This is a genomic window from Pandoraea nosoerga, assembly GCF_902459585.1.
Taxonomy (GTDB): Bacteria; Pseudomonadota; Gammaproteobacteria; order Burkholderiales; family Burkholderiaceae; genus Pandoraea; species Pandoraea nosoerga.
This window is the reverse complement of sequence record NZ_CABPSC010000013.1, coordinates 1-16,394: the sequence shown is the minus strand read 5'-3', so window position 1 is coordinate 16,394 and position 16,394 is coordinate 1. Positions and strand designations below refer to the sequence as shown.

The window sequence follows — 16,394 nt, the reverse complement described above, 5'->3', positions numbered from 1 at the left end:
CATGAACCGTCTCCGACGAACTCAGCCAGTGAAAACGCATCGTGCCGGCATCAGACGACCTCGAAGAACGAAAGCTCGCCCACCCGGATGTGCGCCTGTCGCGCGGTCGAAACGGCGGTAAGCAGCGTCACCCAGGCCGTCATGGCCTCGGCGGCGTCCTGCCCCTCGAGCGCGAGGCGGGTCTTCGCCAGCACCTCGCCTTTCAATGCATGTTCCGTCTTCAACGCCTCGAGCCGCCGCGCACTGTGGTCGTTCGTGAACTGCACCTCGGCAATCTGCCGGATCTGGGCGTCGAGCGGGTCGACGAGGCCACGCAGGACAGTCGTCGCATCGGCGGGCGCGGCGTGTGTCAGGTCGGCGGCCGCCGCCGCGAGCCGGTTGAGCAGGTCGGGCACGCCCTGCCAAACGCGCGGGGGATTGGCCTGATACACCCCCTCGCCGATCTCCACGGCCAACGGCGGACGGGCAGCGCCGCTCAGTACGAAGTCGGCGACGCCGGCGCCAGGCGCCGCCGCGTCGTGCACGGGCGCGCCGCTCCCGGCGAATACGTAGCTGCCGTCCGGGCGCCGCGCGTTGAACGCATCGGCAAGGCCGCGCATGAGCTCGCGAATCCGGGTGGCACTCGCCTGCGCGTCGCCCACCTGCAGGGCGTCGGCCTTCATCGACACCTCGCTCCTGAACGCGCTCAACCGGTCGAACGCGCTTCGCAGGCTCGCGCCGGCGTGCCGGAGGTCGGCGTCGAGACCGGCGATGAGTTTCGTGCGGCGCGCGATGGCCTGCTGCTCGCGGTCGATGCGCGCGATGCGCTCGAAATCGACCGGGTCGTCGGACGCGCGCAATACGCGCTTTTGCGCCCGGGACTGTTCCGTCGCGCGGTCGAGCCGTTCCTTCATCTCGCGCAGGACGTACTCGCGTTCGAAGCGGCTGAGGTGGGTCACTTGCATGATGTCTTCCTTTGACGCGCGCCGCTCAGACCATCGCGAGCGTGGCGTCGAACAGTTCGTTGGCGACCGAGGCCACACGCGCGTTGGCTCGGTACAGCTTCATGTACGCCATGAGCGATCCTCCGGCCTCGGTCTCGTCCACGCCGGCCTGCTTCTGAAATTGCGTGCGCGCGGACACGAGCACGGCTTCCGCGGAGCCGGCGCTTGCGGCGATCTCGCTCGCGCGACGTCCGGTTTCGCCCGCCAGGGCACTCATTGCCTCGACGAGCGTGACGCCGGAGCGCCCGGACAGCGCGACGCTCGCATCGAGCGCGCCCCTCAGACGACGCAGCGTCGTGCCGTTTCCCTGGGCGCTGTCGACGCGCAGCGCCAGGTCCTCCGCGCGCCCGATGGTGCGTTGCATCCTGGGCACACCATCCGCACCGCTCGTGAGCGAGAGCAACGGCGTGCCGGCAAAAGGCCCCGTCGCCCTGTCGGCATGCGCGCGGTTGAGCTGCTCGGCCACGGTGCGGGCGACTTCAGTCACCTCCCCGATGCGCCGGTCGAGCTCACGCGTGAGGAAGCGATCGAGCCCGCCCAGCCGGCCGCCAAGGCCCTCGGCCGGCACGCTCACGCGCGACGCGCCGGCACTCAGCGTGTAACCGCCATCCGCCTGCGCCTCGAGCTGCGCGGCACGCCCGCCCAGCACGAGCGGCTGCCCACCGCGCGTGAGCACGTGGTACGCACCGCTCGCGTCCTCGTGCACGTCGAGGTCGAGCAGCGCGGCCAGTTCGCCGAGCGCCTGATCGCGCTGATCCTCGATGGCGAGCCGTCCGGCCGCATCCGGGGCAAGACGATGCAGGCGATTCAGTTCCGCCACGCTGGCCGTGAGCCGGTTTACCTTTTCCGCCTCGCCCGCCCGGACCGAGTTCAGGTCGCCGCGCAGGCGCGCCAGCGACGCGAACATCGCGCTGGTCCGCTCCGCCACGCGCCCCAACGCCGCGAAGACCTCGTCGGCGTGTACGTCGCCTCCCGTGGTCTGCGCTTCGTGATCGAGCGCCTTGATGAAGTCTCGCAAGCCCAGCGGATCGCTGGCCACGTCGCTGCCGCCCAGTTGGGTGAGCAACGCCTCGGCGTGCGGTTTCTGCACCTCGAGCTCGCTCGCGTTCGACACCGCGCGCCATAGCCGTTCGCGTTGCGCCAGGCCCGCTGCGCGCGCCGCGTCGCCGGCCTGCGCCGTACCATCGGCGCGCGAAGTCACGCGAACTTCGCGACGCGTGTACGCCGGGTTTCCCATCTGCGAGATGTTGAGCGCCTCGTTGTCGAGTAGCGACTGTGCAGTTTTCACGCCTTGCGTGGCGATATTGAGCATATTCATCGTAAGTGGCCTGTTCCGTTCCGGTGATGTCAGCGCTGCGCCATCTGCCGCACGATGGTGTCGGCAATGCCGAACGCACGGCGTGCGGCGAGCGCCTGCGCCACTTGCGTGTCGGCCCATTCGTGCAGGCCGTCCGCCGCGCGCTCGCGCCTGCCGAGCCCGCCGGCGCCCTCGCCGTCGTCCCTGAGGGCCTGTGTGGCGCGGCGCATCTCGCCCAGCAGCCGGGCGATGAAGATCGCCTCGAACTGCTCGGCGGCCGCCTCGAGCTCCGCACCGGGGCGCGGAATCGGTGCGCCCGCACCGTACTCAGGCGACCCGGACGCGGAAATTGGCAAGTGATTGGGTGTCATGGGGGGTGTCATGGGGGGTGTCATGGCGAGTGTCATGGGGTCCTCCGGTCGATCAAATGACGTGCAGCTCGCCGTCGAGCGCCCCTGCCTCGTCGAGCGCCTGCAAGATCGCGATGACGTCGTCCGGTGTCGCGCCGGAGCGCCGCAGACTGTCGACGATGGTCTGCAGGTCCACGCCGGCCGGCCACACGTGGATGTCCGCGCCGTCCTCCTCGACGTCGATGCGCGATCGCGGCGCGAGCGCGGTCCGCCCGCGCGAGAACGGCGCCGGCTGCGACAGCATCGGCGACTCGCTCACCGTCACGCGCAGCGAGCCATGCGATACGGCTACCGGGCGCACAGTCACGCCCTGCGAGATCACGACGGTCCCCGAGCGCGCGTTGATCACCGCGCGCGGCACACGGCTCACACCGGGCACCGGCAGCGAGTGGATATCCGCGAGAAAACGCACGCGCGCGTCGGCGTCGTCGGGCGCGACCACTTCGATCGTGCTGCCGTTCCTGGCCTGCGCGGTGCGCTCGCCGAAGCGCGCATTGATGGCGTCCGCGATGTTCGCCGCGAGTTGAAAGTCGGGACGTTTCAGGCTCAGACGCATGGCGCCGCCCTCGCCCACCGGCATGGGAATCTCCTGCTCGATGGTCGCGCCGTTGGGAATGCGCCCTGCCGTGGGGGTGTTCTTCTGAACGCGCGACCCGCTGCGCCCCTCGGCCTGCATGGCGCTCACCACGAGATTGCCTTGCGCGAGCGCATACGTCTGGCCGTCCACCGCACGCAATTGCGTGAGCAGCAGCGTGCCGCCTCGCAAACTGCGTGCGTCGCCCATCGACGACACCGTGACGTCGATGGTCTGCCCTCGCAGGAAGCCGGACGGGTATGTCGCGCTTACCATGACCGCGGCGACATTGCGCGAGCGCAGTCGCACGTTATCCGGCATGCTCACGCCGAATTGCTTGAGCAGATTGGCCAGCGACTGACTCGAATGCCGCGAGCGCGGGCCGTCGCCGGTGCCGGCGAGCCCGACGACGAGGCCATAGCCCACGAGCTGGTTGTCGCGCACGCCTTCGACGTTGACGTAGTTGCGCACCGTCTGCGCATGCGCGAGCGGCGCGCCAAGCGTGCCGAGGAGCACAATGGCGACGAGCGCGGCGGCCGCCACGGCGGGCAGCCCCCGCGACATCGACATCAGCGAGGATAGCCGCCCCGCACGGACCGGGCGCGCGAGCGCGCCGAGCATTCTGAACATGACGATGTCCTCAGAGCGGCGCGAACTGGCTGTTGAAAAAGCGCGTCAGCCAGCCGGGGTTGTTGCTGTCGGCCAGTGCGCCGGTACCGAAGTACTGGATGCGCGCATTGGCCACGCGCAGCGACGACACGCGATTGGTCGTGTCGATGTCGCCGGCGCGCACGTAACCGGCCACGCGCACCGTCTCCTCGCCCTGGTTCAGGAACAGCCGCTTCTCGCCGCGCACATGCAGCAGGCCGCCGGGCAGCACGCGATGCACGACCACCGTGATCGCACCGCGCAACGTGTTCTGTGCGGAGCTCGAAGTGTCGCCGCGAAATCTCCGGCTCGCGCCGAGCGACGTATCTCCGACGAGCGGCCGCCCCATGAGCGTGGCGTCGTCGACGGACATCTCGCTGCGCTTGTCCATGCGCGTGCCCGCACGCTTGCTCGCCTGCGTCTGTTCCTGCAGCACGATGGTGAGTACGTCGCCCGCGCGAAAGGCGCGCTGGTCCGAGGTGAGCGACAGCGCGTGCCCGGGCGAGAACAGACCGCCCGCCTGTCCGGCCGACGACATCTCGGCCGTGCTCGGCAAGTCGTCGCTTTCTTCGAGCGTGGGCGGCACGAAGCCCGCGCAGCCGGCCAGCGCGAGCGCCAGCGCTGCCGGCGCCCACCGCACCAGCGCCGTCTGGCGAGTGCGCAAGCCCGCCATGCGATGACGCGGGAGGACATCGCGCACACGACCGCCATTTCCGTGCGTCATTGCCGTATTCCCCCGTTATCGCGCGACTTGCGCGAGGCTTTGCATCATGTTGTCGGCCGCCGACAGCACCTTGGTGCTCATCTCGTAGGCGCGCTGCGCCGTGATCATGTTCACCATCTCTTCGACCGCGACGACGTTCGAACCTTCGAGCGCCTTCTGTCGCAGCAGACCGAGGTTTTCCTCGCCCGGGCTGCCTTCGATGGCGGGGCCGCTCGCGCTCGTGCGCGCAAACAGGTTGCCGCCGAGCGGCTGCAGGCCGGACGGGTTCACGAAGTCGGCCAGCAACAGGCGGCCGAGTGAGGTGGGTTCGGTGTCGCCCGCCTCCACCGCGCTCACTTCGCCGTCCGCGCTAATCGTCACGTCGCGGGCGCCGGGCGGCACCACGATGTCGCCGACGAGCGGATGACCGGCCTGCGTCACGAGACGCCCCTCCACGTCAAGGCGCAGATTGCCGGCACGCGTGTACGCGGTTTCGCCGTCGGGCATTTCGACCTGGAGGAAGCCACGCCCCGTGATGGCGACGTCGAGCTCGTTGTGCGTGTCCTTTTCCGCGCCGTTGGTGAACTGCTTCTGCGTGCCGGCCAGCCGCACGCCCGTGCCGAAGTACGTACCGCCGGGCAGCGTCGTGTCGGCCTGGGTGCGCGCGCCGGCTGGACGCACAGCGCGATAGAACGTGTCCTCGAACGCGAGCCGGTCGCGTTTGAAGCCCGTGGTGTTGACGTTCGCCAGGTTGTTGGCGATGGCCTGCAATTGCGCGTCCTGCGCATGGACCGCCGTGCGGGCGATGAGAAGTGCGGGATTCATCGGATGTCAGGAAAAGAGAGTTTTTGAAGTCGGGGGCGTCGGACGATTCTCGAGTGTGGACCACATACAGACATACGCGGCCTCCTACAGACATCTCAAAGGCCGCTCATGTGGCGCCCCATACGGTCCGCGATGCGGGCCATGGCGCGCTGCACCGGTATCAGGCGCGCATGAGACGGTTGCCTCCTTCGGCGAGTTCGTCGGCGACCTTTAGCACGCGCATCTGCATCTCGAAGTCGCGGCTCGCGTTCATGCTCTGCACCATGGCACCGACGGCCGAGACGTTGCTCGCCTCCAGATGCGCGCCGCGCAGCGTCACGCCGTCGCCCGGCAACGTGTCGCCGTCGGCCACGAGCACGCCGCCGCCCACGCCGCGCATGGCACCCGGCATGGCAAGCACGCGCCGCAGGCGCGCGACGGGCACGAGTTCGCTGTCGCCGTCGAACGCCACGGCGAGCGTGCCGTCCGCGTCGATATCGACTTCCCGATGCGGGGGCACGACTACCGGCCCGCCGTCGCCCAGTACCGCCCGTCCGTGCAATCGCAACGTGCCGTCGCCGTCGAGCGTGAGCGACCCGCCGCGCGAATAGACGACGTCCACGCCGTCGCCCGGAAGTGCCGCGAGCGCGAGATAGCCCTGGCCGTCGATGGCGACATCGAGCGCCCGGCCCGTCGCCTCGAGCACACCGGGCGTGGTGTCGATGCCGGCCCGCGCCTGCATGGCGAAGTGGCGCGAGGGCAGTCCCGCGCCGGGCAGTTCGCCCGCCTGCGCGACCGCCAGCTTGGCGCGAAAGCCTGTGGTCGTCGCGTTGGCGAGGTTGTGCGCCAGGACCTGTTGCGCGTCCTGGGCGCGCTGGGCTCCGGACATCGCCGTATAGATGAGGGCGTCCATGGCGTCAGATCGATTGCATGAGGTTGCGCATCATCTCGTTCTGCGTGGAGATGACCTTGGTGTTCGCCTGGTAATTGCGCTGCGCGGACATCAGGTCCACGAGCTGGTCCGTCACGTTCACGTTGGACCCTTCGAGCGACTTCCCCACGAGCACGCCGGTGGCGCCCTCGCCGGGACGGCGCAGTTGCGCGAGACCCGACGTGCCGGTTTCGCGCCAGACAGTGCCGTCCGCCGGCGCCAGGCCGCCGACGTTGGCGAATTCCCCAAGCGCGAGCTGGTACTGCGTCTGGGTCGTGCCGTTGCTGTACTCCGCGACCACCGAGCCATCCTGCTCGATGCGCGCGCGGACGAACTCGCCGGCCTCGCGGCCGCCGACTTCGGTCGCGTTGGCGGCGAAGGCGCCCAACTGATGCGTCATGCCGCTGAAGTCGAGTTCGGGCAGCGTGCCGGCGTTAGCCGATGTGAACCCCATCGTCGCCGTATCCAGGGTGCCTACCACCGTTTCGTTGCCGCCGTTGACTTCGGAGACCTGCACGACCCCCTGAGTCGCCGTCGAGGAGAAGCGCAGCGTTCTCACCGCGACGTCGCCGTTAGCGTCACGGAACGTCACGGACGCCTCGCCGATTTGCGTAGGCGCCGGGGGCAGCGGGCTGGGCAGCCGCCCCGCAATGGCAATGCTCCGGCTCGGCAGCGCAGGCACCGGACGCTTGTCGATCGTCACGTCCGAGACATTCGACTGGCCACCGGCGAACCCCTGCACGACGCGCCCGGCGCCGTCCACGAGGCGATTGTCCTTGTCCACGCTGAAGTCGCCCACGCGCGAGTACACACGTTGGCCGTTCGTCTCCTTGAGCACGAAGAAGCCACCGCCCTGAATCGCCTGATGCAATGGGTCCGCCGACGTGCGAAGGCTGCCGTTCGCGTTCAGCGAATAACGTGTGCCATTGGCGCGTACTCCTCCAGGCTGCGCTCCCGCCATGGCCGACGCGAAACTGGTGGTGCCCGACTTGTAGCCATGGGTACCGACGTTGGAGATGTTTTGCGAAATCGTCTCGAGCGACTGATTGATGGCGTTGATGCCCGACAGGGCGATATCGAAACTCATGCTGAACTCCTTGATTAGCTCGCGTGCGGCGACGCGCCGCCCGATAGTTCCACCAGGCTCGCGGCGTCGATGCGGCTGTCGACGCCCGCGACATCGACGCGCGCCTGTCCGCCGTCCAGGTGCACGCGCGTCAGTTGTCCGGTGACCCGCACCGGCAGCCGCTGGCCATCCGCCTCGGCGTGAATCGCGTAGGTTCCCGCACCGAGCCTGTGCTCGGCAAACCACGCGTCGTCGAGATGGAACGCCGTCTGAGCGTTGGGCGACGGCACGATCGCCTTGCGCACGGACACGCCGCGACTGTCGCGCAGCACGATCTCGGCGCGTCGGGTGTGCTCGGGCAGCTCGACAGCGCCACGGACCGCGCCGCCGTCGGCGCGCACCACGCGCTCCACCGCTACGCTCACTTCACGGCCAACGTGGCCGCCGAGCGCGAACGCCTGCATGCTCGCGAGCGCCTTGGTCTGGTCGAGCACGCGGCGACTCACGTCGTGCATGGCGTCGGTCTGGCTCATCTGGGTGAGCTGCGCGACGAACTGCGCCGGATCGCTCGGATTGAGCGGGTCCTGGTGGCGGATCTGCGCCACCAGCAGCTTCGTGAACATGTCGCGCGTGTCGCTGGCGGCCTCGCCGGGCGCCGGCGCCCCTATCGCCCGGCCCCCCCCGATTCCCCCGATTCCCCCGATCCCCGTACCCGTGCGGGCCGCGGCGCGCGCCGCGTCGCCCGCACCGCTGTCGATCATTGGCGTCATCCGCGCTCTCCCAGTCGTAACAGTTCCTGCTGCGCCGCGCGCACGCGGGCCAGCACTTCAAGGTTGGTTTGGAACGCCCGCGAGGCGTCGAGCATGTCGGTCATCTCCTCGATCGCATTCACGTTCGCGTAAAAGACGTTCCCGTCCTCGTCCGCCAGCGGATTGCCCGGCTCGTGCGCCACGCGAGGCAAGTCCTCGCTTTCGTAGATGTCGACGACCTGTACGTGCTGCGCACCTTGCGCCGCGCCCAGTACGGTCGCGAACACCGGCTTGCGCGCGCGATAGGCGGCGTCCGCATCCGCGGCCACGGCACTGGCATTTGCGAGATTGCTCGCGACAGTGTTTAGCCGGATGGTCTGTGCCGCCATCGCGGAGCCGGCGATGGCCGCGATCTCCCGGAAGCTCATCGTCAACGGCCTCCCTCGATGATCTTGTGCAAGCCGGCGAGGCGCCGGTTCAGAAACGACAGGCTGGCTTGCCAGTCCGACAGGTTCTGCGCGAAGAGCGCCTGCTCGACGCCAAGCTCGACGGTGTTGCCGTCGGCGCGCGTCTGCATCGGCACGCGATAGCGCAAGGCGTCGGCCGGCCCGGCGGCGCCGAGCGCGTCTGCGCGCGCGCCGGCCTCGAGATGCCAGCGCACCTGTTCGGCGAAATCAAGGTCGCGCGCCTGATAGCCGGGCGTCGCCTCGTTCGCGAGATTCGCCGCCAGCACGCGAGTGCGCGCCTCACGCGCCTGCAGGGTGGCCGCATGAACGCCGACCGCCTGGGAAAAGAATGTTTGCAAGATTTCGCCTCCGTGGGTGGCTGATGACATGACCGTCCCATTGTCGGCGCAGCTATCGGAAATCGACGCAAAATCGCGGGAAATTGACAATTTTCCCAAGCGCCCCGAAGCGTTTTGGGCGATTTGCTCGACGCATGGGTGCAGGCGGCTGGCGGAAATCGCAATGCGACGTGGCCCTGCCATGGTGACGTGCCGACGTCGAGGTGCATTGGCCATGGACACGACTGCCGCGCGGCAGACCGTGGACGCGTTACCGTTGCGGCGCGTAGGTGGTGGCCATAGGGGAGAGAACGACGTCGAGCGCCTGCAGCCTCGCACCGATGTCGCGCAGATTGCGCGCGTTGATCGTCTTGCAGCGCGCCGCGATCGTCTGAAGCGACGTCCAGCGCGATGCAAACGTCTCGTAGGCTTCGGGGTCGTCGGTTGCCAGCCAGCGCATCACGGGCGCCATCGTGTTCGCGGACGTTGCGCCGAACGCCTGCAAGAGGCATTGCACCCGCCGACGCGCGCGCGTGCGCAGCCGGCTCACCAGTTGCAGCGCCGCCTCGTGCGTTCGGGCCAGCGCATCGAGATGCTCGCCGGCGAGCGCGCGATGCAACGCGTCGAGCACCGCGATCAGGCGCCGATAGTCCGCAAGATCGGCGTCGACGTCGGCCACGAGGCGCGCGACGCAGGCGCGGCGGCGTTCGTGTTCGGCGGCGCTCAACGCACCATCCCGTGACGATCGAGAATGCAGTCGGCCACGCGCTCGCCATCGAACGGCAAATCGCCATTGGCCAGCATCGCCTTCAGGCGCGCGACCTTGACGGCGTCGACGCGCGGTACCGATTCGATGGCGGCGCGCGCGTTCATCAGCCATTCTCCGGCGCCCTGCGGCGCCGTGCGCGCCGGCCGGCCCGCCAGCGCCGCCGAGGACATGGAAGGCCGCCGCGCCTCGGCCGCCGTGCGGCGCACGGGCGCGCCGTCGATGGGCGCGATGGATGAAATCGAGTCGATCTTGGTCATGAGCAGTTCCACGGATCAGGGTTCACTAGAACCAGGCGACGCACCGGCGCCGCTTGTTAAGCTCGCCTGGCCCCGTGCCATGGCCGCGGCGTCAGCCTGGGCGTTCCGCCCGGTGATCACGACCTCGCCGGCGTGCGACGCCCCGAACATCGTGGCCAGTTGTCGCGCTCTCGCCTGCGTGAGCACGACGAATTCGATGCGACGGTTCGTCGCCGCCGTGGGATCGTCGGCACGCAACGGAGCGTGGTCGGCCATGCCGACGGACATCAGCACGCGCTCGAGCGGGAGCCCGCCGGCGACCAGCGCCGTGCGCGCCGCGAGCGCCCGATCCGACGACAGATGCCAGTTGGTATAGCTGTCGGCCCGGGTCGCGCGATAGCGCACCGCGTCGGTATGACCCACGATCATCAGGGAATTGTCGATGCCGCTAAACAATTGGCCGATGCGTGAGAGCAGCGACGTCGCGGCAGACGACGGCGTCGCGCTGCCGCGCTCGAACAGCCCCCGCTCGTCGGAGTCGGACAGGCGCACGCGCAAACCGTCGGGCGTGATGGACGTACTCACATGATCGGAAAGGTCGGCCGCTTCGCTCAACTGCTGCACGGCGCTGGCGAGGCGCACGAGATCGGCGGGCGACTCGAACTGGCCGCTGGGGAGCCCGGCGAGCGGCGCGCCTCGCGCAGCCTGCAGCGCTTCGGACACCTCGGGGCCGGCCGGCTGCGGCGCTTCGAAGACGCGCCGCTCCAGCACCCACATCACGACGAACAGGCACATGAGCACGAGGCAAAGGTCCGCGAACGCCACCTTCCATGCGCCGCCCGACTCCTCGTGCCCCGCCGCCGGGGCGCGTCGCGCGCTCATCGCTCGCCCTCGGCCTGCCGCACCCAGCCTTCGAGCGCGCCGAAACTGGGCAGTGCGCCGTATTGCAGCATGCGTCGCCCGGCGTCTGCCGAGAGCAGCGGCGACTTGCCGTTCACGAACGCGACGAGCGCCGCACGCACGCACTCATACGCGGTCATCTCCACCGTCACCGCCTGCGACAGACGGTTGGCCAGCGGACTGAGCACCGCGTAGCACGCGAACACGCCGAAGAACGTGCCGACCATGGCCACGGCGACCTGACGCGTCACCGTGGCCGTCGCCTCGCCCGCGCCAATGTCGTACATGGCGAGCACCAGCCCGAGCACGGCCGCGATGATGCCGAAGCCCGGCATCGAGTCGGCCAGCTTGTTGAGCGCCCTCACCGGCTGCATCATCCGGCGCTCGCGACTCTCGATCTCCATGCCGAGCAGGCTGTCGAGCTCGCCGCGCGCGCCTTTGCTGAGTGCGGACACCCGCAATGCATCGACGGTGAAGTCCACGAGCCTCGCGTTGGCCAGCACATGCCGGCTACGCCCGAAGATGCTGCTGCGCCCGGGATCGTCGAGATGCTCGTCCAGCGCGCGCACCCCGTCGCGCGCCGACGTTTGCAACAGCGTATAGGTGAGCGTGAGCAGTTGCTGCTCGAATGCCTCGCCGTGCCGACGCCGCCTGATGGCGGCCGCCACCACGGCGCGCAGATCGCCCAGCACGCGCGGCGTGTTGCCCATGAGGAACGCGCCCAGCGCCGTACCGACGACCAGCACGAACTCGTTCAGGTGAAAAATGGCGCCGAACTGGCCGCCATTGAGCCAGAACATGCCGAAAACGCTGGCGAGGATGATCGTCGCCCCAAGCATCAGTAAAGTCATTTCCCTTGCCTCGTCCCACGATTGCGTTGCGGCGCGCGCGCATCCTGCGCCGCACCGGGTGCGGTTTCCCGCATGGCCGACCTCATCTTCCCGAGGGCGCTGCGGTGGATCTGGCAGATCCTTGCGCGGGTCAGCCCCAGCGCCTCGCCGATCTCCTCGAGATTGAGGTCGAATTCGTAATAGAGCTGCACCACGCGCTGTTCCCTCTCGCTTAACGCGGCGAGCGAGCGCACCAGGCTTTGCCGCGTGGCGACGAGCTCCTCGGGGCTGCGCCGCTCGACCAGTTGCTCGCTGGCGGCGCCCCCGCCGTCGGCGAGCAACTGATCGAAGCTCGCGAGGCTCTCGGCGTACTCGGCCATCTCCGCCGCTTCGAGCGTGGCCTCGTCCATACCGGCGTGCGCGCTCAGCTCTTCGCGAGTCGGTGCGCGGCCAAGCGCCCGCGTCAGTTCGCGCGCCGCATCGCGGCGTCGGTGCGACGCCTGGCGCAGCGTGCGCAGACGCCAGTCGAGCCGCCGCAGCTCGTCGAGCACCGCACCGCGGATACGGGTTGCCGCGAAGGCGGCGAAGCGCTCGTCCGGCGGGCCATAGCGACGCACGGCGTCCAGCGCCGCCATGAGCGCGATCTGCGTCATGTCGTCCTGCGACGTGGCGACCGTCGTCTGCGGCGCCAGCGAACGCACGATGCGCGCGATCACGGGCATCAGTTGCAGCACGCGCGCCTGTTCGTCGGCAACCGGTGCGGCGTGGCGGGCTGACCGCGGCGCAGGGGGTGCGGCGCTTGCCGGCCGGGGCTCGCCCGACGTCCCGGAAGGCGGTTCCCGATGCGGGGCGGACGGCTCGCCTCGCGCACGGCGCGCATGGGCGAGGGCGCCGTCGGGAAGGTAAGAGAGGTAAGGGGGGCGAGCGAGGCAAGGGGGCACGGTCATAGACGGAACGCCCCCTGCGCTTCACGCTGTCCCTGCCCGGACGCACCGAGCGCCAGCCCCGGTCCTGCGTCGTCCTCCGGCGTCTCGCGTGCACGCTGCTTCGGCGCGTCGCCAGACGCACCGCCGCCATCGAATGCCGCCATGGCGCTCGCGCTGACCTGCACCTCGCCGGTGTGACGCTGCGAGAGCATGTCGCGCAGCAGCGCGGCAGTGCCCTGCACGAGGGCGAGCACCTCGGGACGCGAGACCTGTAGCGTCACGCTGAGCTGCATCGCCGACTTGCGCACGACGATGCCAATGTCGCCGAGTTCGGCGGGCGTCAATCGCAGGCGCGCCTCGTGCACGCCGTCGTGCGTCATCGATGCCACTCGCTCGGCCAATGCGCGAGCGAGCGCCGGACGATCGCCCGCGAGCACATGCGCGCCGACTCTCTCTTCCGACGTCACGGCAGCGATCCCGTCGCGAGCGCCCGTGCCCGTGGACCCGCCTTCGGCGAGCGCCACGCGTGCGAGCGCAATGGACGCGCTGTCGGCAGTCTGCGCCGTGTGCGCGCTCGGCTCGCCGGCGTCCCTGAGCGCGGCCCCCTCCGAGAGCGCCAGGAAGGAAGCGCCATGACGGCCCGTGCCCGGCAACAGAAGCGGGAACGGGAGCGGCGTGGTGTGACCGGCCTCTGCCTTTGCCGTGGGCGTCTGAAGCATGGCGTCCTGCGCTGGCTGCGAGACGTGCAAGCCCTCCATACGCGAGGCCATGTCGCCATCCGAGCGCGCGTGCGCCAGGAAACCCGATACCGGCGTGCCGGACGCGCCGCGCATGCGGTGCAGGTGCGCGGCGAGTAACGTCTCGATCGGCGCAAACGCCCCGGCGTCGCCAGACACACGGCTGTCGTGCGCGAGGACGTCGTCCGGCAGCGAAACATGCCCTCCCGGCGCTGCAGGCGCTACACCGGCGTCGTGAACGGGCAACGCCGAATCGCTCCGCTCGACGAGCGCGTCGTCACCCGGCGTGCGCCGGCCGCGCTCCACGTCGCCCAGGGCGTCCGACGTCGCCAGGGCGGGCGGCGCGAACTCGGGCGCGACGGCGGCAGCGACGGCCGTACCCGGTGTCTGCGACGCCGATGTCACGCCGCGCCCCGCAGCGCCCGCTTCGGCGTTGGCGCCCAACGACCGGCGCAGCGTGGCGGCGAAATCGGTCGAAGCGCGCGCCCCCTTTGCGAGGGCGAGACCCTCGCACGACGCGCCGTGTCGCGCGCCCTCACCCGATGCCGTCGTTGAGCCCTCGACCGATCCGGGAGTCGGGCGATGGCGGGCAGACGCGGTCAATGGCACGGCAGGCGTGGATTCAGCGATCATCGTTCATCCTCAGATAGCCGAGCGCGCCGTCTCGCCACGGACCGAGCTCTCCGAGACGGCGCCGGGCGTCGGCGGCCGCGCGGCGCGCGATCGCCTGGGCCTGCGCGTGCGCCACGAGCACGTCGGCCATCGCCTGGGCCAGCGCCTCGCTGCGTGCATCGGGCGCGCTCGCGCGCTGCCACGCTCGCCGCAGCAGCGCGTCGGTGGCCTGGAGCCGCTCCCATTCGCGCGCCGCGGAATACCGCCGCAGGTCGCGCGCGAGCGCCTGGAACGTCGCCACGTCAGCCACGGCGCGTCTCCAGTGACCGCCAGCCGTCCGCCAGCTGCGTGACGACGGCCGTCACCTCGTCGAGCTTCGCAACATCGCTCTCCACACTCGCCTGTGCCACCGCCCGCATGCAGAATTCGTACACCTTGGCGAGCGGCTGCGTCACGCCCGGGCCGTCGGCGGCGTCGACGTGCGAGGCCAGACCGTTGAGCAGATTCAGGCATTTCGTGACGCTGCGCAGGCGCGCTTCATGCCTTGCATGTTCGATGTGCGCCCGCGCGCGCGCGAGCTCGTCGCGCAGGCCATCGAGCAGGATGAGCATCAATTGGAGCGGCGTCGCGCCCGCGATGCGGGCGTCGAGATCCGACGCCAGGTATCGTTGGTAAGTCATGGGTATTCCAGTGTCATCGAGGGGAACTCACGCCTCATCTGTCGGATTTGCGTCCGCTGCCGAAGAGCGCATCGACGAAGCTGCGTGTTTCCTCCATTTGTTGTCGGACCTGTTCGGCGCGAGCGAACTCGCTCGTGTAACGGGCGACGAGCGTGCGAAACCGTGCGCTCAGGCGCTCCTGCTGCTCCGCGAGCCGGCGCGAGACGATCTCGTCGCTGTCCGTGCGGTGTTTGAGCACACCGGTCACCTCGTCCGTCCACTCGCGTATGCGCACGGCAAGGCGCATGCCCGCGCCCTGCCTGTCCAGATCCGCGGCCGTGTCCCGTTTCATGACGTCGGCGCTCTCGCCGAACCACGCGGCGAGCAGTTCCTTGTCCTGCGCGTAGGCGGCCTCGAAACGTTTCTGGTCGAAGCTCACGGAGCCGTCGGCGCTGCGTTTCACGCCGAATGCCGAGGGATCGAACGTCTTGCCGGCGATCGTGACCGGGCGCTCGAAGTGGCGCTCGAGATCGCGCAACAACGCGCGCACCCCTGCGTCCGCATAGAATGGCCCGGCCGGCGTGACGTCGGTGCGCTTCTCGTCGCCTTCGAGCGGCGCCAGCCCCCCTGGCGCGCCCGGGTCCATCAGCTCGCGCAGTTGCTTTCTCAGCGTGTCGTAGGCTTGCACCAGCGCGCGCATGTTCGCGGCCGTGCCGTCCATGTCCGGCGCGATCGACACGCGCGTGGTGTCGTTGGGCGCCTGCGTCTTCTTCAGTGACAGCTTCACGCCGGTGAAAAGCGCGATCTCGTTGCTTGCATACGATTCGCTCCGATTGCCGAGCACCACGACGGCGTCCTGCCCCTGCGCGAGCACGTCGACGCCAGGCAAGGCGCCGCCCTGCGTCGCCGCGGCGCACGCCAGCGTGAACGCGGCGGCAGCCCCGGACTTCGTGGCCGTGAGCAGCAGATGGGGCGTGCTGCTGCCGGGCGCGTGGCGCAGATCGGCGCGCACCGCATCCTTGAGCGCGGGGTGTTCGTTCAGGCGCGTCGCGAGCGCCTTCACACCTTCGGATCGGGTCAGATCCAGCCCGGCAATGTCGAGCGCGACAGTGCGTGGCGGATCGCCGAACGTCAGCGCAGCCCCGGCCAACGCCGAGGCTTCGCGGACCTGTATCTGGTGCACGGTTGCCAGTTGCTCGACGCGCACGTCGAAATCGAGCTGCTGTGCACCCTTTTCCAGCGTGACGGAGAACGCGTCGTCGCTCGACTGCGTCGCCTTGTGCTGACGCAGATCGGCACGCTCGCCGAGGCGCCGCAGTTGTTTCTCGAAGTTGCCCAGCACTTCCTGGAGCGTGGCGACGCCCTTCTGACGAGCCTCGGTGTCGGTGCGGTCCTTGCCGAGACGGCCGAACTCCGCCTGCATGCGAGTGGAGGCGACGTCCTGGGCCAGCTTCTCGATACGTTCTTTCACTTGCAGCATGGGGCAACTCCTGATGTCGGATGGGCGGGTCGCGCAACGTGCGCGGTTTGCCCAGGCAAAGCGACCATCGTGCAGACTTTGTTAATGCGACCGGCTGGTGCGACCGGCTGGTGCGATCGGCCAATGCGGTCGGACGGTGTGACGCCGTGGCCTCGCGCAAGCGCCGCTCGTGTGGCGGCGCCGCGTCGCCACGCGGCCAGCGCCTGCTCCGAGAGCTCACGCGCCTCGCGACGCCGCAGCGCCTCGCGCGCCGCGGCTTCGTGGCGGGCGACGAGCGCCGCAACGCCTTCGCGGCG

General features: G+C 69.5%; 20 protein-coding genes. All 20 read right to left on the bottom strand.

The window, feature by feature from the left end; genetic code table 11:
* Nucleotides 1-50: 50 nt before the first annotated feature.
* Nucleotides 51-944 carry a flagellin family protein gene (locus PNO31109_RS16165; protein ID WP_150556489.1) on the bottom strand — a complete coding sequence of 298 codons (894 nt, stop codon included), beginning with the start codon at nt 942-944 and terminating at the stop codon, nt 51-53.
* Nucleotides 945-969: 25 nt separating this feature from the next.
* Complete coding sequence (locus tag PNO31109_RS16160) at nt 970-2,301, bottom strand: FlgK family flagellar hook-associated protein (protein WP_150556488.1); 1,332 nt, start codon at nt 2,299-2,301, stop codon at nt 970-972.
* Between the two features lie 29 nt (nt 2,302-2,330).
* Nucleotides 2,331-2,651 carry a peptidoglycan hydrolase gene (locus PNO31109_RS16155; RefSeq protein WP_174966431.1) on the bottom strand — a complete coding sequence of 107 codons (321 nt, stop codon included), beginning with the start codon at nt 2,649-2,651 and terminating at the stop codon, nt 2,331-2,333.
* 52 nt (nt 2,652-2,703) lie between these two features.
* The gene (locus PNO31109_RS16150; RefSeq protein WP_241014273.1) at nt 2,704-3,894 is read right to left on the bottom strand and encodes a flagellar basal body P-ring protein FlgI; all 1,191 of its coding nucleotides are present in this window, start codon (nt 3,892-3,894) and stop codon (nt 2,704-2,706) included.
* A 10-nt stretch (nt 3,895-3,904) separates the two neighbouring features.
* On the bottom strand, nt 3,905-4,555 hold the full coding sequence (flgH, locus tag PNO31109_RS16145) for a flagellar basal body L-ring protein FlgH (RefSeq protein WP_370750435.1): 651 nt from the start codon (nt 4,553-4,555) through the stop codon (nt 3,905-3,907).
* A gap of 96 nt (nt 4,556-4,651) precedes the next feature.
* On the bottom strand, nt 4,652-5,440 hold the full coding sequence (gene flgG, locus PNO31109_RS16140; protein ID WP_150556486.1) for a flagellar basal-body rod protein FlgG: 789 nt from the start codon (nt 5,438-5,440) through the stop codon (nt 4,652-4,654).
* Between the two features lie 160 nt (nt 5,441-5,600).
* Nucleotides 5,601-6,332, bottom strand: a complete 732-nt coding sequence (locus PNO31109_RS16135) for a flagellar basal body rod protein FlgF (protein ID WP_150556485.1) — start codon at nt 6,330-6,332, stop codon at nt 5,601-5,603.
* A 4-nt stretch (nt 6,333-6,336) separates the two neighbouring features.
* Nucleotides 6,337-7,437, bottom strand: coding sequence for a flagellar hook protein FlgE (locus PNO31109_RS16130; RefSeq protein WP_150556484.1), 1,101 nt, complete (start codon nt 7,435-7,437; stop codon nt 6,337-6,339).
* 14 nt (nt 7,438-7,451) lie between these two features.
* On the bottom strand, nt 7,452-8,177 hold the full coding sequence (locus PNO31109_RS16125; protein WP_280525234.1) for a flagellar hook assembly protein FlgD: 726 nt from the start codon (nt 8,175-8,177) through the stop codon (nt 7,452-7,454).
* 5 nt (nt 8,178-8,182) lie between these two features.
* The gene (gene flgC, locus PNO31109_RS16120) at nt 8,183-8,593 is read right to left on the bottom strand and encodes a flagellar basal body rod protein FlgC (RefSeq protein ID WP_150556608.1); all 411 of its coding nucleotides are present in this window, start codon (nt 8,591-8,593) and stop codon (nt 8,183-8,185) included.
* A 2-nt stretch (nt 8,594-8,595) separates the two neighbouring features.
* Nucleotides 8,596-9,186, bottom strand: coding sequence for a flagellar basal body rod protein FlgB (gene flgB, locus PNO31109_RS16115; protein ID WP_306345266.1), 591 nt, complete (start codon nt 9,184-9,186; stop codon nt 8,596-8,598).
* A gap of 34 nt (nt 9,187-9,220) precedes the next feature.
* On the bottom strand, nt 9,221-9,676 hold the full coding sequence (gene flgN, locus PNO31109_RS16110) for a flagellar export chaperone FlgN (RefSeq protein WP_174966429.1): 456 nt from the start codon (nt 9,674-9,676) through the stop codon (nt 9,221-9,223).
* Nucleotides 9,673-9,975, bottom strand: a complete 303-nt coding sequence (locus PNO31109_RS16105; protein WP_150556481.1) for a flagellar biosynthesis anti-sigma factor FlgM — start codon at nt 9,973-9,975, stop codon at nt 9,673-9,675. Before PNO31109_RS16105 ends, flgN begins: the two co-directional genes overlap by 4 nt.
* A gap of 15 nt (nt 9,976-9,990) precedes the next feature.
* A complete protein-coding gene (locus PNO31109_RS16100; RefSeq protein WP_150556606.1) occupies nt 9,991-10,836 on the bottom strand; it encodes an OmpA family protein in 846 nt (281 codons plus the stop codon).
* Nucleotides 10,833-11,705, bottom strand: coding sequence for a motility-associated protein (locus PNO31109_RS16095; RefSeq protein ID WP_150556480.1), 873 nt, complete (start codon nt 11,703-11,705; stop codon nt 10,833-10,835). The genes PNO31109_RS16100 and PNO31109_RS16095 overlap by 4 nt, the downstream gene beginning before the upstream one ends.
* Nucleotides 11,702-12,418, bottom strand: coding sequence for a FliA/WhiG family RNA polymerase sigma factor (locus PNO31109_RS16090; protein ID WP_244958192.1), 717 nt, complete (start codon nt 12,416-12,418; stop codon nt 11,702-11,704). The genes PNO31109_RS16095 and PNO31109_RS16090 overlap by 4 nt, the downstream gene beginning before the upstream one ends.
* 209 nt (nt 12,419-12,627) lie before the next feature.
* The gene (locus PNO31109_RS16085; RefSeq protein ID WP_150556479.1) at nt 12,628-13,980 is read right to left on the bottom strand and encodes a flagellar hook-length control protein FliK; all 1,353 of its coding nucleotides are present in this window, start codon (nt 13,978-13,980) and stop codon (nt 12,628-12,630) included.
* Entirely contained in the window at nt 13,970-14,269 is a 300-nt protein-coding gene (locus tag PNO31109_RS16080; protein ID WP_150556478.1) for a hypothetical protein, read from the bottom strand. Before PNO31109_RS16080 ends, PNO31109_RS16085 begins: the two co-directional genes overlap by 11 nt.
* Nucleotides 14,262-14,639, bottom strand: a complete 378-nt coding sequence (gene fliS / locus PNO31109_RS16075; protein ID WP_150556477.1) for a flagellar export chaperone FliS — start codon at nt 14,637-14,639, stop codon at nt 14,262-14,264. The genes PNO31109_RS16080 and fliS overlap by 8 nt, the downstream gene beginning before the upstream one ends.
* 34 nt (nt 14,640-14,673) lie before the next feature.
* The gene (gene fliD, locus PNO31109_RS16070) at nt 14,674-16,098 is read right to left on the bottom strand and encodes a flagellar filament capping protein FliD (protein ID WP_150556476.1); all 1,425 of its coding nucleotides are present in this window, start codon (nt 16,096-16,098) and stop codon (nt 14,674-14,676) included.
* Nucleotides 16,099-16,394: the final 296 nt, after the last annotated feature.

Coding starts and splice junctions, on each gene's coding strand:
- PNO31109_RS16135 (WP_150556485.1), bottom strand. CDS start 6,332: ATGGACGCCCTCATCTATACGGCGATGTCCGGAGCCCAGCGCGCCCAG.
- PNO31109_RS16150 (WP_241014273.1), bottom strand. CDS start 3,894: ATGTTCAGAATGCTCGGCGCGCTCGCGCGCCCGGTCCGTGCGGGGCGG.
- flgG (WP_150556486.1), bottom strand. CDS start 5,440: ATGAATCCCGCACTTCTCATCGCCCGCACGGCGGTCCATGCGCAGGAC.
- PNO31109_RS16100 (WP_150556606.1), bottom strand. CDS start 10,836: ATGAGCGCGCGACGCGCCCCGGCGGCGGGGCACGAGGAGTCGGGCGGC.
- PNO31109_RS16105 (WP_150556481.1), bottom strand. CDS start 9,975: ATGACCAAGATCGACTCGATTTCATCCATCGCGCCCATCGACGGCGCG.
- PNO31109_RS16160 (WP_150556488.1), bottom strand. CDS start 2,301: ATGAATATGCTCAATATCGCCACGCAAGGCGTGAAAACTGCACAGTCG.
- PNO31109_RS16165 (WP_150556489.1), bottom strand. CDS start 944: ATGCAAGTGACCCACCTCAGCCGCTTCGAACGCGAGTACGTCCTGCGC.
- PNO31109_RS16125 (WP_280525234.1), bottom strand. CDS start 8,177: ATGATCGACAGCGGTGCGGGCGACGCGGCGCGCGCCGCGGCCCGCACG.
- PNO31109_RS16130 (WP_150556484.1), bottom strand. CDS start 7,437: ATGAGTTTCGATATCGCCCTGTCGGGCATCAACGCCATCAATCAGTCG.
- fliD (WP_150556476.1), bottom strand. CDS start 16,098: ATGCTGCAAGTGAAAGAACGTATCGAGAAGCTGGCCCAGGACGTCGCC.
- flgB (WP_306345266.1), bottom strand. CDS start 9,186: ATGGCCAATGCACCTCGACGTCGGCACGTCACCATGGCAGGGCCACGT.
- PNO31109_RS16155 (WP_174966431.1), bottom strand. CDS start 2,651: ATGACACCCAATCACTTGCCAATTTCCGCGTCCGGGTCGCCTGAGTAC.
- PNO31109_RS16085 (WP_150556479.1), bottom strand. CDS start 13,980: ATGATCGCTGAATCCACGCCTGCCGTGCCATTGACCGCGTCTGCCCGC.
- fliS (WP_150556477.1), bottom strand. CDS start 14,639: ATGACTTACCAACGATACCTGGCGTCGGATCTCGACGCCCGCATCGCG.
- flgC (WP_150556608.1), bottom strand. CDS start 8,593: ATGAGCTTCCGGGAGATCGCGGCCATCGCCGGCTCCGCGATGGCGGCA.
- PNO31109_RS16095 (WP_150556480.1), bottom strand. CDS start 11,705: ATGACTTTACTGATGCTTGGGGCGACGATCATCCTCGCCAGCGTTTTC.